The organism is Streptomyces sp. NBC_01451 (assembly GCF_036227485.1).
Lineage (GTDB): Bacteria > Actinomycetota > Actinomycetes > Streptomycetales > Streptomycetaceae > Streptomyces.
Genome location: NZ_CP109479.1, coordinates 5,652,748 through 5,666,508 on the forward strand (window position 1 = coordinate 5,652,748; position 13,761 = coordinate 5,666,508).

Below are 13,761 nucleotides of genomic sequence, written 5' to 3' on the forward strand. Positions count from 1 at the left end.
ACAGCCCACCGACGCAGAGCGCCAACCGAGGAGCGCATCAACGATGGCGGATGCCAAGGTCATTCCGTTCGACGACGACAGGTCCCGTGCGGGCGCCGCCCCGCGGCCGTCGCGCCGCCGGAGCGCGGGGACCGGTCGGCGCAAGAGCGAATCGGCGGTGATTCGCGAGGTCCAGCCCCTGCCGGGACGGGCCCGCCCGCAGGATGATGTTCAGGTGACACGAGAGCAACAGCCGCCTCAGGAGCCCCAGGAGTCCCAGGACCAGCCCGGGCGCCAGTCCCCGCCGGTATCCCCGGACGGCGGGCTCGTCGGCGGCCTGGAACGGCGTATCGCGGGCGGCCTGTCCTTCCTGCGGCGCCGGCTCACCGGGGACTACGAGGTCGACGACTTCGGCTACGACGCCGAACTCACCGACCAGGTCCTGATGTCACTGGTGCGCCCGCTGTACGAGAAGTACTTCCGGGTCGAGGTCAAGGGCATCGAGAACATCCCGGCCGAGGGCGGCGCCCTGATCGTCGCCAACCACTCCGGGACGCTGCCGCTGGACGGACTGATGATGCAGGTCGCCGTGCACGACAACCATCCGGCGGACCGCCATCTCCGGCTCCTCGCGGCGGACCTGGTCTTCATGTTGCCGGTGATCAACGAACTGGCCCGCAAGGCCGGTCACACCCTGGCCTGCGCCGAGGACGCGGAACGGCTCCTGGGGCGCGGGGAGCTGGTCGGTGTGATGCCGGAGGGCTTCAAGGGCATCGGCAAGCCGTTCAGTGAGCGCTACAAGCTCCAGCGCTTCGGGCGTGGCGGCTTCGTGTCGACGGCACTGCGGCAGGGCGCGCCGATCATCCCGTGCTCGATCGTCGGGGCCGAGGAGATCTACCCGATGATCGGCAACGCGAAGACGCTGGCCCGGGTGCTCGGCTTCCCGTACTTCCCGATCACCCCGACGTTTCCGTTGCTGGGTCCGCTGGGCGCGATCCCGCTGCCCACGAAGTGGACGATCCAGTTCGGTGAGCCGATCCGCACGGACGGCTATCCGCCGGAGGCGGCCGAGGACCCGATGCTGATGTTCAACCTGACCGACCAGGTCAGGGAACAGATCCAGCACACCCTCTACAAGCTGCTGGTGCAGCGCAGGTCGGTCTTCTTCTGACACCGGTTCCTGTTCGGCCGATGTCTGTACGTCGGTGGGGGCGCCCTTCGCCAAGAAGGGCGCCCCCACCGACGTACAGCCGACTGCGCTAGCTCGCGTCCTCGCTGTCGATGCCCAGGCCGGGCAGCAGGCCCGGCAGGAGCGGTGGGAGCGTGACGTCCGGTTCGGTGGCGGACGGGGTGGTCGTCGACGGGGACGCTGTGCCGCTGTTCTGCGGCGGGTCGAGGAGGCCCCCGGTGTTGCCGCCGAGCAGGCCGTCGCTGGTGGCGCCGGAGGCGGACGGCTTGGGCTTGCCGTTGCCGGAGTCGCGCCCGTCGGTGGGGTCGCCGCCGGTGTTGCTGGGCGCGGCCGACCGGTCGGAACCGGACGAACCCGTGCTCGACTCCTGCCCGGAGCCCTGTCGTTGGCCTCCGCTGCCACCGCTGCCGCTTCCGCCGCTCCGTGAGGGGGGCTTCGGGAGCAGGGACTGGAGGGGGGCGACCTCTTGGTCTATGGCGTCGAAGACCGACGACACCTCCTGGCTCACGTCCCCGAGTTGCACGGGGAGGCGGTCGCGCAGGGCGCCCCAGGCCTCGCGGTGGGAGCGGGAGAAGGCGTCCAGGGCCTGGATGGGGCCCAGGGAGTCGGGGTCGCGCTGGTAGGCCTCGTGCAGCAGGCGGTGGCCCTCCGAGACGTCGTGCCGCATACCGGAGAGGGCGCGGCGGATCTCGCCGAGCGACTCGTGGTCGAGCTGACCGGCGCGGTCGCGCTCCATCAGCCGGCGGGCCTCGCTGAGCCGTGTCGAGGCCTGGTCGAGGTAGACCTGACCGCGTTCGCTGTCGCCGTCGGCCAGATAGTTGAGCTTGACGTCCTCGATGCCGCGCTTGAGACCGTACAGCGAGTCACCGGGCAGGGCGTCGGAACTGGCAGCGGCGACACCGCCGAAGGCTCCCGCGGCCACACCCACGCTGAGTCCGCCGGCGGCGAGACCCTTCGTCAGCCGTGTACGGGGTCGCAACTTCCCCAGCCCGCTCGCCCGGTGGGCGCCCTTGGCCCGGGAGCGCTGCTCGGGCACCAAAGGGTTCGTCGCTTCGCCTCCCGGCACCGTGCCGTCCCGCAGCATGGCCTCCATCGCGGCCACCAGCTGGGCGCGGTGGACGACCTTGACCGCGGGGTCGAGCACCGGTTTGGGCAGCTCGCCGAGACCGGTCGCGAGTGCCACCAGTCGGTTCGGTTCGGTCCGTTCCGCCCGGTGGTCCGCCTGGTGGTCCGCCCGTTCCGCGGCAGCCGGGGCCGGTTCCGGTGCGGCGTCCGGTGCCGGTCCTTCGGGCTGCTCGGCCGCCGAGTCCCGGTCGGACAGCTCCTCCAGGGCCTGGGCGAAGGCGTTCGTCCGCCGGTGCGCCGAAACGTTCGCGATCACTGGCGGCACCTCCTCTCGTCATGACGGTCGGCTCCCCAGGGGGTCCTGAGGGTTGCACATCCCTGACCACATCCACTCGATCGGGTGATCGGAGAGGGCCGGGCTGTGACCACAGGGAGCCTGTATCCCGCACAACGAGTGGCGCGGCACTTGGGTTACGGACGGCGGATGATCGGACCGCGAACTCAACGGACTTTCACGGAAGGTGAGTTGGCCGTCGCTGAGTGTGCGGTGCCCGGGCAGGCGAAAGCGGGGTGAGTCCGTGGTGCGGTGTGGGGTGCGGTGTGGGCTGCGCCCGGTGGATCTTCGGGCGCGGGTGCGGCGCGGCGGTGTGCCGGTGGTGGCGTGCGCGGAGTACCTCGTACGGTGCTCAGCGCGCGTCTTCCGGGAGGAGCCGGGCGAGCGTGCGGACGGCGCGGTACTGGAGGGTCTTGATGGCGCCCTCGTTCTTGCCCATCACGCGCGCGGTCTCGGCGACGGACAGCCCCTGGAGGAAGCGCAGGGTCACGCACTCCTGTTGCTGGGGGTTGAGGCGTCGTACGGCGTCGAGGAGAGCGGCGTTCGAGAGGGACTCCAGGACGGAGTCCTCCGGTGAACGCGCGACCTCGTTGGCGTCCAGCATCTCGCCCGTGGTCACTTCGAGCCGGAAACGGCTGGACTTGAAGTGGTCGGCGACAAGGTTGCGGGCGATGGTGACGAGCCAGGCGCCGAAGTCACGGCCCTGCCAGGTGAAGGTTCCGATGCGGCGCAGGGCGCGCAGGAACGTCTCGCTCGTCAGGTCCTCCGCGGTGGCCTTTCCGCCCACCCGGTAGTAGATGTACCGGTACACAGTGTCGCTGTACTGGTCGTATAGGCGGCCGAAGGCGTCGGCCTCACCGGCCTGGGCACGCTCGACAAGGTCCATCATGCGGGCGCTGTCACTGTCCGCGGCGGGGCGGCGAGGGGCTGCGGCACCGGCCGCGCGCCCTCGTCGGCCGACCGCGGCGGTGCCGTCGGCCAGCGCGTAGCACGGGCCGAGTGGTGCGGCGGTGGCGAATGCGGGTACGGCGTACGCGGTGGGGACGAAGCCGCGCAACAGGTCTAGGACCGTTGCGCGCAGCGTAGCCAGGCCCGAGGCGTCAACCCCGACGTGTGGGTACACGGGACTCCCAGAGGCAGAGCTTCCATCACGTGCAGTGCGGGACCGTTCACCCGTCGTGGCGACGGAGGGGTACCGGTTTGCGTCTGAGGAGAATAACGCTTCGTACAGGCACTGCTACACCCGGTTGCTCAAATCATCGATTACGTCGCTTCTGTTACCTATTGGCGCCCGTTCAAGTGCCGCAGAGTGACAGGTTGTTGATCGATTAAGGCCGAGTTGAGCTTTGCTCAGGGCGTGTTGTGGCTGTGCACGGCCAACGGGACTGGTGGAGGGGTTACGGGGGTACGCCGTGCCGAATGACTGTTTCTTCGCCCCCGCCGCCCCTGCCCGTCCCATCCTGTTCCTGGGGGCCGCCGCCCCCGGACCCCCGCTGTCGGCCCTGACCGGGCCTCGTCCTCGAACGCCGGGCGGGCTGGGTGGGCCGCGGGCCCGCCAGGAGGGCCTGGGTTCTCGCCGGCCTGGTGGGTCAGCGGCGGCGGCGGTGGAGGGCGATGGCTGCCGCTGTGCCGCCGGCCACCGCTCCTACGCCGGCTGCCGCCGGGATGCCGACCTTCGCCGCCTTGCGGGCGGTGCGGTAGTCCCGCAGCCGCCAGTCCAGTCGGCGGGCGTGTTTGCGGAGCTTCGCGTCCGGGTTGATCGCGTAGGGGTGGCCCACCAGGGAGAGCATCGGGATGTCGTTGTGCGAGTCGCTGTACGCCGCGCAACGGGTCAGGTCCAGGTCCTCCGCTGTCGCCAGGGCGCGTACCGCCTCCGCCTTGGCCGGGCCGTGCAGGGGTTCGCCGACCAGCTTGCCCGTGTACACGCCGTCCACCGACTCGGCGACCGTGCCCAGCGCGCCCGTCAGGCCGAGGCGGCGGGCGATGACCGTGGCGATCTCCACCGGGGCCGCCGTCACCAGCCACACCTTCTGGCCCGCGTCCAGGTGCGCCTGGGCCAGCGCGCGCGTGCCCGGCCAGATGCGCTCGGCCATGTACTCGTCGTAGATCTCCTCGCCGATCGACATCAGTTCGGCGACGCGGTGGCCCTTGACGATGGACAGGGCGGAGTCCCGGGCGTCCTGCATGTGCTCGGGGTCCTCGATGCCGGCCAGCCTGAACCACGCCTGCTGCCAGGCGAACCGGTAGAGGTCGCGGGACTCGAAGAACTTCCGTTTGTACAGGCCCCGGCCGAAGTGGAAGATGGCGGCGCCCTGCATCACGGTGTTGTCGAGGTCGAAGAAGGCGGCGGCCCTGACGTCACCGAGGACGGGGAACTCCGGTTCCTCCGTGTCGCCCGACAGATCGGGCGCAGACGTCAGTTCCTCCAGCTCCTGGGAGGATTTGCGCGCTGCCTCCGCAGAGGCCTCGCCTGCCAACACGCTCCGCGCCGTGGCGGAGCGCCTACGGGGAGTGAGCCATCCGAGAGCGGCCATGGCGTGAGCATAGCCAGTTTGTTCGGTGCTTCCGGAGTCGAGAGGTTTGAAGGTTGTGAACTCTCCGCGACCGCACAGTTAAAGAACTGGTGCGGGTGCTGTGCCGGGACGTCCGGCGGCCCCCCGGCCGACGCGGGACAATGGGCGCATGACTCCCCTCTTCCGGCGCGCCGACCGTCGTGCGCCACAGTCCCGGCTCGTCACTCTCATCCGGAAGCCCGGTTGTCATTTGTGTGATGACGCACAGGGAGTTGTCGAGAAGGTGTGTGCCGATCTTGGGGTTCCGTGGGAACAGAAGGACATCACTCAGGACGAAGAACTCAACCGCGAGTACTGGGAACAGATCCCCGTGGTGCTCATCGACGGGGCCCAGCACACGTTCTGGCGCGTCAACGAAGAACGTCTTCGCAAAGCCCTCACATAGATTCCCGATGGATTACCGAGTGGTCGAGTTCTGACCAAGTGCCGACCGAGCAGTCCAAGTGGTCCGGAAAGTCGCTTAGGATCGAGTGCGGTTCAGATCTCGGGGGCGGGATTCATGAGGAGTGTGTGAGGTTTTGCCCCCGAACGGTGCCTGTGACGGCGAGGGACAACGGTGCTTGTGCGCCGGTTCCATACGTGTGGGACGGGTGTGCGTGACCCCGGTCACGTTGGGCGGGCAAATCGGACACCATCTTTGTGCACGCGTTCACAAAGACATAACCTGCATTCGACGGGGCGGTCCAGGAACGTGTGACCGCCTGCAGCCCCGCGCTACCCGCAGGAGCACCGTGGCAACTGGCCGAACTCACCGAACGGCGACCCGCAGCCGAGGGATTCCCGAGGCCACCGTCGCCAGGCTTCCGCTGTACCTCCGTGCGCTGACCGGACTGTCGGAGCGCTCGGTGCCCACGGTCTCCTCCGAGGAACTGGCAGCCGCCGCGGGCGTCAACTCCGCGAAGCTGCGCAAGGACTTCTCCTACCTGGGCTCCTATGGGACACGTGGTGTCGGGTACGACGTCGAGTATCTCGTCTATCAGATCTCGCGTGAGCTCGGGCTGACCCAGGACTGGCCGGTAGTGATCGTCGGCATCGGTAATCTCGGCGCCGCACTCGCGAACTACGGCGGCTTCGCCTCCCGCGGATTCCGGGTGGCCGCCCTCATCGACGCCGATCCCGCGATGGCGGGAAAGCCCGTCGCCGGTATTCCGGTGCAGCACTCGGATGATCTGGAAAGGATCATCGCGGACAACGGTGTGTCCATTGGCGTTATCGCCACCCCCGCCGGTGCCGCCCAGCCCGTGTGCGACCGGCTCGTCGCAGCCGGCGTGACCTCCATTCTCAACTTCGCCCCCACCGTGCTGACCGTTCCGGACGGCGTCGACGTACGCAAGGTCGATCTCAGCATCGAGCTGCAGATCCTCGCCTTCCACGAGCAGCGCAAGGCGGGCGAGGAGGCCGACGCCGCGGCTGCCGCCGCCGAAGCCGTGGCGGACGAAGCCGCTCCGGTGGTTGCGGCCAAGGTGCGGGGCGGCAGCGCTGGTCGTGGCAAAGGGCCTGACGGGGATGTTCCCGCCGTGATGCCGGCATGAGTCTCCTCGTCGTCGGGCTGAGCCACCGCACCGCTCCCGTCAGCGTCCTTGAGCGCGCCGCGCTGTCCCAGGACGCGCAGATCAAGTTGCTTCAGGACACCGTCGCGGCCGAGCCCGCCGCCGAGGCCGCGCTGCTCGCCACCTGCAACCGCATCGAGCTCTACGCGGACGTCGACAAGTTCCACGCCGGTGTCGCCGAGCTGTCCACGCTGCTCGCCCAGCACAGCGGGGTGGGGCTCGACGAACTCACCCCGTACCTGTACGTGCACTACGAGGACCGGGCCGTCCACCACCTGTTCTCCGTCGCCTGCGGGCTCGACTCCATGGTCGTCGGGGAGGGGCAGGTCCTCGGGCAGATCAAGGACTCGCTCGCCCTCGCGCAGGATCTGCACTCCGCCGGGCGCCTGCTGAACGACCTGTTCCAGCAGTCCCTGCGGGTCGGCAAGCGCGCCCACTCCGAGACCGGTATCGACCGGGCCGGACAGTCCCTGGTCACCTTCGGGCTCCAGCAGCTGGCCGGGGGGAAGGGCACCGGGGCTTCCGTGGAAGCCTGGGCCGCGGGCAGGAAAGCCCTGGTCATCGGTGCCGGGTCGATGTCCTCGCTGGCCGCCGCCACGCTCGCGCGGCTCGGGGTCGCCGAGATCGTCGTCGCCAACCGCACACCGGATCGCGCCGAGCGGCTCGCGCAGATCATCAACGAGAACAGCGAGAACAGCCGGTACGAGGGTTCCGACGGTGACGAGGGCGGTGTGCCGTCCGTGTCCGCCCGCGCGGTTCCGATGGAATCGGTGCCGTTCGAGCTGACACGTGCCGATATAGCCGTTTCCTGTACCGGCGCGACCGGGCTGGTCCTCACCGCCGAGATCATCGCGGCGGCCGTCGAGGGCCGGGTGCCGGCGGACGAGGCCGGCCCGTCCCCCCGTACGGGCGCGACGGCCGCGACGGGTGACGTACGGGACGCGCGAGGGGTGCTGCCGCCCACCAGCATCGGTACCGACGACGGCTGTCCGCTGGACCTGTCCGCCGTGCAGGCGGGGCAGGCCGTGCAGGAGTCGGCCGGGTTCTCGGTGATGGGTGAGGCCGCCGTCGCCGGGATGGACGCGGCGACGCTGGAACAGCACGCGGCCTGGGTGGACAACGGCACCGTCGACCGGCGGGACGCCGCTCGGCGTACGCCCGACGACGACCGTGAGCTGATCGCCGCGCTCGCCCTGACCGCCGCCGCCCTCGGGCGCATTCCCGAGCAGCGGCGCCCCGAGATGCCCGCCGGTGTGCCGAGACCCCCGGCCGTGCTCTCGCTTCTCGACCTCGCGATGCCCCGGGACGTCGACGCCGCCGCGCACCGGCTGGCCGGGGTGCGCCTGGTGGACATCGAGTCGCTGGCCGAGGCCTCGGCGGACGTACCGATGGCGGCCGACGTGGACCAGGTCCGGCGGATCGTCGCCGACGAGGTCGCGGCCTTCGGGGCCGCCCTGCGGGCCGCGCACATCACGCCCACCGTCGTCGCGCTGCGCGCCATGGCCGCCGATGTCGTCGCCGGTGAGATCGCCCGGCTCGACGGCCGGCTGCCCGGGCTCGACGAGAAGCACCGGGCCGAGATCACACAGACCGTGCGGCGCGTGGTCGACAAACTGCTGCACGCGCCGACCGTACGGGTCAAGCAGCTCGCGGCCGAGCCCGGCGGCGCCGGGTACGCGGACGCGCTGCGCACCCTGTTCGACCTCGACCAGGAGACGGTCGCCTCCGTGTCCCGGGCGGACAACGATGACGACCACGCCGAGAACCGAGGGCGAGCATGAGTGAGCCAGTACAAGGGGCGCTGAGACTTGGGACCAGGCGAAGTCAACTCGCCCTGGCCCAGTCCGGGAAGGTCGCCGACGCCGTGCACCGGCTGACCGGCCGGCCCGTGGAGCTCGTCGAGATCACGACGTACGGCGACGTGTCCCGCGAGGACCTCGCCCAGATCGGCGGCACGGGCGTCTTCGTGACCGCCCTGCGGGACGCGTTGCTGCGCGGGGAGGTCGACTTCGCGGTGCACTCGCTGAAGGACCTGCCGACCGCCCAGCCCGACGACCTGGTGCTGGCCGCCGTACCGGAGCGCGAGGATCCGCGTGACGTACTGGTGGCGCGCGACGAGCTGAAGTTCACCGACCTGCCGAGCGGCGCGCGGGTCGGGACGGGCTCGACGCGGCGCACGGCCCAGCTGAACTCGTATGCGCGCGCCCATGACCTGCACATCGAGGTCGTACCGGTCCGGGGGAACGTCGACACCCGGATCGGGTTCGTGCGCAGTGGTGAGCTGGATGCGGTGGTGCTGGCCGCGGCCGGCCTCAACCGCATCGGGCGCGCCGACGAGGTGACCGACTTCCTGTCGGTCGACATGGTTCTGCCTGCCCCTGGCCAAGGGGCCCTGGCGATCGAGTGCAGAGCGGGGAACACCTCCCGCGACTCTGACCTGATCGCGGCACTCGGCGAGCTCGACGACCCGGACACCCGGGCCGCCGTGACCGCCGAACGGTCACTGCTCGCCGCCCTGGAGGCCGGTTGCAGCGCCCCTGTGGGCGCGCTGGCCGACCTGCTGGCCGACGGGCAGATTGTCAAGGAGATGCGCCTGCGCGGCGTCGTCGGCACGACCGACGGCTCGACGCTGGTGCAGCTGTCCACCACCGGTCCCGTGCCCGAGACGTACGACCAAGCAATGGCGCTCGGCCGTGAACTCGCAGCCGAGATGCTTGCCAAGGGCGCGGCCGGTCTGATGGGGGAGCGAGCACTGTGAGCCCCACCACCCTTCCCGCCGGTCCGGACCATGGGCACGTCACCTTTCTCGGTGCCGGACCCGGGGATCCGGGACTACTGACTCTGCGCGCCGTCGAGGCGCTGGCGGTCGCGGACGTACTGGTCGCCGAGCACGAGGTGCTCGACGTCGTACGCCCGCACGCCAGACAAGGCGTTGCCGAGCTCAACACCGAATTGGACACGCCTATTGGCAGCACGTATCCAGGCACAGGCACGCCTCAACTAACGGTTGTTGACGGCGCGTCAACGACCGCTGGTGTACCCGCTGTGCGGGATGCCGCACATCTTGTCATGGAGGCCGCACGGGGCGGCAGGCGGGTCGTCCGTGCGGTGTCCGGGGATCCCGGGCTCGACGCGTACGCCGCCGAGGAGATGCTGGCGTGCGTTCGCGCCGGTGTCCCGTTCGAGGTGGTCCCGGGTGTCGCGGCGGCCGTGGGCGTGCCCGCGTACGCCGGTGTGCCGCTGCGGGACGCGCAGGGCGCGGACGTCCGGTTCGTGGACGCCCGTACGGCGTCGGACCGCTGCTGGACCGAGGTCGGGGCCTCCGACGGGACGGTCGTCGTCTCCACGACGCTCGACTCGGTGGCCGCGGCGGCGGGCGAGCTGGTCGCGGCAGGGCGCAAGCCCGACACTCCGCTGACCGTGACGATCGCCGGGACCACGACCCGTCAGCGGACCTGGTCGGCCACGCTGGGGACCATCGCCCAGATGTTCAAGCAGGGCAAGGTACTGCCGTCCCCGGAGGGTGGCCGGCCCGTGATAGCCGTCGTCGGCGAGCGGTTCGCCGCCGCTCAGCGCGAGCAGCTGTCGTGGTTCGAGAACAAGCCGCTCTTCGGGTGGCGGGTCCTGGTGCCGCGTACCAAGGAGCAGTCGGCGTCGCTCTCCGACCAGCTGCGGTCCTACGGGGCCGTGCCGCACGAGGTGCCGACGATCGCCGTCGAGCCGCCGCGGACTCCGCAGCAGATGGAGCGGGCGGTCAAGGGCCTGGTCACGGGCCGTTACGAGTGGATCGCCTTCACTTCGGTGAATGCCGTGAAGGCGGTTCGCGAGAAGTTCGAGGAGTACGGGCTCGACGCCCGTGCCTTCGCCGGGATCAAGGTCGCGGCGGTCGGGGAGCAGACCGCCAAGGCGCTCGTCGCCTTCGGTGTGAAGCCCGATCTGGTGCCCAGCGGGGAGCAGTCCGCCGCCGGGTTGCTGGACGACTGGCCGCCCTACGACCCGGTCTTCGATCCGATCGACCGTGTTTTCCTGCCTCGGGCGGACATCGCCACGGAGACGCTGGTGGCGGGTCTCATCGAGCTGGGCTGGGAGGTCGACGACGTCACGGCCTACCGGACCGTGCGGGCGTCGCCGCCGCCGCAGGAGACTCGGGAGGCGATCAAGGGGGGTGGCTTCGACGCCGTTCTCTTCACGTCGTCGTCCACTGTGCGGAACCTGGTCGGGATCGCGGGCAAGCCTCACAACGTGACGGTTATCGCGTGTATCGGGCCGGCCACGGCGAAGACCGCCGAGGAGCATGGGCTGCGGGTCGATGTGATGGCTCCGGAGCCGTCCGTGCACAAGTTGGCCGAGGCGTTGGCCGACTTCGGGTTGCGGCGGCGCGCTTCCGCTGTGGAGTCCGGTGATCCCGTTACCCGGCCGAGTGAGCGGCGGCCGGGGGCTCGGCGGAGGCGGACCACGTAGGTGAGGGTGGGGTGGGGGTTGCGGTGGGTTGTTCTCGCCCCCGCCGCCCCCACCCGTCCCATCCTGTCCCCGGGGGCTGCGCCCCCAGACCCCCCTCCGGCCCTGAACGGGCCTCGTCCTCAAACGCCGGACGGGCTGGAAATGCGGGCCGGTGCTGAAGAGTGCCTGCCGACGTCGCGTCGGCAAAGGTGGGGGTGGGGCGGGCGTAGCGTGTCGGTATGTCGAAGTACGGATCCTTTCCCGGTGCGCGTCCTCGGCGGCTGCGTACCTCGCCCGTCATGCGGCGCATGGTCGCCGAGACCCGGCTGCACCCCGCCGACTTCATCCTCCCCGCCTTCGTGCGGGAAGGGGTGAGTGAGCCCGTGCCGATCGCCGCGATGCCGGGCGTCGTGCAGCACACCCGGGACAGTCTCAAGAAGGCCGCCGTGGACGCGGTGGCGGCCGGGGTCTCCGGGATCATGCTCTTCGGGGTGCCCGAGGAGGGCAAGAAGGACGCCCTCGGGACCCCCGGTACCGATCCGGACGGGATTCTCCAGGTCGCCATCCGTGATGTGCGGGCCGAGGTGGGGGACGAGCTGCTCGTCATGTCCGATCTCTGTCTCGACGAGACCACGGATCACGGGCACTGCGGGGTGCTGGACGCGGAAGGGCGCGTCGACAACGACGCCACCCTGGAGCGGTACGCCGAGATGGCCCAGGTACAGGCTGATGCCGGTGCGCATGTCGTGGGGCCCAGCGGGATGATGGACGGGCAGATCGGGGTCGTCCGCGACGCCCTCGACCAGATCGGGCGTGAGGACGTCGCCATCCTCGCCTACACCGCCAAGTACTCGTCCGCCTTCTACGGGCCCTTCCGGGAAGCCGTCGGTTCCTCGCTGAAGGGGGACCGCAAGACGTACCAGCAGGACCCCGCCAATGTCCGGGAGTCGCTGAGGGAGCTGGCGCTCGATCTTGAGGAGGGCGCCGACATCGTCATGGTGAAGCCGGCCGGGCCCTATCTCGACATCCTCGCCCGGGTCGCCGACGCCGTGGACGTGCCCGTCGCCGCCTATCAGATCTCCGGCGAGTACTCGATGGTCGAGGCCGCGGCGGAGAAGGGCTGGGTCGACCGGGAGCGGGCCATCCTGGAGACCCTGACCGGGATCAAGCGGGCCGGCGCGCAGAACATCCTCACCTACTGGGCCACCGAGGCCGCCCGCATGCTGTGAGCCTGCCGGGGGTCGTGTGCGGCACCTGCGCCTGCGCCTGCGTCGGATTCCGATTTCGCCGATGCCGATGCCGATGACGGGCCCTCGTCCCGTACGCCCTGGCCGTCCTCGCACGCCGTGAGTGTGGTGAGCGCGACGAGCGCGACCGCCGTGGCGGCGAACAGGCGCGTACGGGAGGTGCGTACGGACATGGGGGTGCCCTTTCGGAGGGGAGGGGAGGGGAGGGTGACGGTGCCGTTCGGCTGGCAACAGCTTGTGCCGTGATCCGTCCCAGCACCATGTTTCGCGGCGAATCTGGGACGCCTGTCCGTGTACCAGCGCGCTGACCTGCGGGGATGGTGTTCCGTTCCGGGATGCTCCGGGACGGTGGGAGCCGGTTCCGGGACGGTCCCACGGTCGATTTTCGATTTTCGGATATCAACTGCGGTCGCCAGCTAGGTTGTTGTCCGTTGAAGAGGTTTGGACCCAGGCTCCCCAGGGAGAGGCCACATGAGCGGCGATGCTCTCAGTCAGGACCCCGCCGAGCTGAGAAGGAGGATCGACACCACCAAGGCCCACCCGGCCCGGGTCTACGACGTCTTCCTCGGAGGCAAGGACAACTACGCGGCCGACCGCAACGCCGCCGCCGCGGCGCTCGCCGCCAATCCGCGCGGCTACCTGGACGTCCGGCACAACCGCGACTTCATGCGCCGCGCCGTGACCACCATGGCGGCGGACGAGGGCATCCGGCAGTTCCTCGACATCGGTACCGGCCTGCCCACGCAGGACAACGTCCACCAGATCGCCCAGCGCATCGTCCCGGACAGCCGGGTCGTGTACGTGGACAACGACCCGATCGTCCTCGCCCATGCGCGTGCCCTGCTCACCAGCGGGCCCGAGGGCCGTACCGACTACATCGACGCCGACCTGGCCGACCCGGCCCAGATCCTCGAACACGCCCGCAAGACCCTCGACTTCGACCAGCCGATCGCGCTCGTCCTCGCGGCGGTCCTGCACTTCGTGGCGGAGCCGGAGGCGTACGACATCGTGCGTGAGCTGGTCGACGCGCTGCCGTCCGGCAGCCGGCTCGTCCTCAGCCACCTCACCGAGGACCTGAACCCCGAGAACATCCGCGCGGTCCAACGGACCTACACCGAGCGCGGGTTCACCTTCGTGCTGCGGTCCAGGGCCGAGGTGGAACGCTTCTTCGAGGAGAACGGGCTCACCCTCGACGAGCCGGGCGTCGTGCCCGCCCATCACTGGCGTCCCGACGGAGGAGCGCCGGTCCCGGAGCAGGTCGAGGCCTCGTACTTCGACTCGCTGGACGACATCGAGAAGGTCCGCTACCGCGACATCAACGACGTCACGGACGCGGACATCAACGTGTACGCGGCGAGTGGTCGCAAGGCCTGAAGCCGTACGG

General features: G+C 70.1%; 12 protein-coding genes. 8 read left to right on the plus strand and 4 right to left on the minus strand.

What is annotated here, in order from left to right; translation table 11 throughout:
- Positions 1-43: 43 nt before the first annotated feature.
- Positions 44-1,150 carry a lysophospholipid acyltransferase family protein gene (locus OG595_RS24670; RefSeq protein WP_329275493.1) on the plus strand — a complete coding sequence of 369 codons (1,107 nt, stop codon included), beginning with the start codon at positions 44-46 and terminating at the stop codon, positions 1,148-1,150.
- Positions 1,151-1,238: 88 nt separating this feature from the next.
- On the opposite strand, the gene OG595_RS24675 is transcribed toward OG595_RS24670, so the two are convergent.
- From OG595_RS24675 to OG595_RS24685, 3 genes are all read right to left on the minus strand, one after another.
- Positions 1,239-2,549 (minus strand): DUF5667 domain-containing protein, encoded by a 1,311-nt coding sequence (locus OG595_RS24675; RefSeq protein WP_329275494.1) that lies wholly within the window; start codon positions 2,547-2,549, stop codon positions 1,239-1,241.
- A 370-nt stretch (positions 2,550-2,919) separates the two neighbouring features.
- Positions 2,920-3,690 (minus strand): ECF subfamily RNA polymerase sigma factor, BldN family, encoded by a 771-nt coding sequence (locus tag OG595_RS24680; protein ID WP_164414041.1) that lies wholly within the window; start codon positions 3,688-3,690, stop codon positions 2,920-2,922.
- Between the two features lie 466 nt (positions 3,691-4,156).
- Positions 4,157-5,101: an HAD family hydrolase gene (locus tag OG595_RS24685; protein WP_329275498.1), complete on the minus strand. Its 945-nt coding sequence runs from the start codon at positions 5,099-5,101 to the stop codon at positions 4,157-4,159.
- Positions 5,102-5,249: 148 nt separating this feature from the next.
- Between OG595_RS24685 and OG595_RS24690 the strand changes: the two genes are divergently transcribed.
- The 6 genes from OG595_RS24690 to hemB all read left to right on the plus strand — a co-directional run bounded on the left by OG595_RS24690 (position 5,250) and on the right by hemB (position 12,359).
- Positions 5,250-5,525 (plus strand): glutaredoxin family protein, encoded by a 276-nt coding sequence (locus tag OG595_RS24690; protein WP_329275501.1) that lies wholly within the window; start codon positions 5,250-5,252, stop codon positions 5,523-5,525.
- A 346-nt stretch (positions 5,526-5,871) separates the two neighbouring features.
- Entirely contained in the window at positions 5,872-6,672 is an 801-nt protein-coding gene (locus OG595_RS24695) for a redox-sensing transcriptional repressor Rex (RefSeq protein WP_329275503.1), read from the plus strand.
- Entirely contained in the window at positions 6,669-8,471 is a 1,803-nt protein-coding gene (locus OG595_RS24700; RefSeq protein ID WP_329275505.1) for a glutamyl-tRNA reductase, read from the plus strand. Before OG595_RS24695 ends, OG595_RS24700 begins: the two co-directional genes overlap by 4 nt.
- Complete coding sequence (hemC, locus tag OG595_RS24705) at positions 8,468-9,448, plus strand: hydroxymethylbilane synthase (RefSeq protein WP_329275507.1); 981 nt, start codon at positions 8,468-8,470, stop codon at positions 9,446-9,448. Before OG595_RS24700 ends, hemC begins: the two co-directional genes overlap by 4 nt.
- Complete coding sequence (locus OG595_RS24710) at positions 9,445-11,151, plus strand: uroporphyrinogen-III synthase (protein WP_329275508.1); 1,707 nt, start codon at positions 9,445-9,447, stop codon at positions 11,149-11,151. Before hemC ends, OG595_RS24710 begins: the two co-directional genes overlap by 4 nt.
- A gap of 218 nt (positions 11,152-11,369) precedes the next feature.
- Positions 11,370-12,359 (plus strand): porphobilinogen synthase, encoded by a 990-nt coding sequence (gene hemB / locus OG595_RS24715; protein WP_329275510.1) that lies wholly within the window; start codon positions 11,370-11,372, stop codon positions 12,357-12,359.
- Here hemB and OG595_RS24720 read toward each other — a convergent pair.
- Entirely contained in the window at positions 12,326-12,550 is a 225-nt protein-coding gene (locus OG595_RS24720; protein WP_329275513.1) for a hypothetical protein, read from the minus strand. The genes hemB and OG595_RS24720 overlap by 34 nt on opposite strands.
- Positions 12,551-12,848: 298 nt before the next feature.
- Here OG595_RS24720 and OG595_RS24725 point away from each other — a divergent pair, with 298 nt between their 5' ends.
- The gene (locus tag OG595_RS24725; RefSeq protein ID WP_329275515.1) at positions 12,849-13,751 is read left to right on the plus strand and encodes an SAM-dependent methyltransferase; all 903 of its coding nucleotides are present in this window, start codon (positions 12,849-12,851) and stop codon (positions 13,749-13,751) included.
- Positions 13,752-13,761 lie beyond the last annotated feature (10 nt).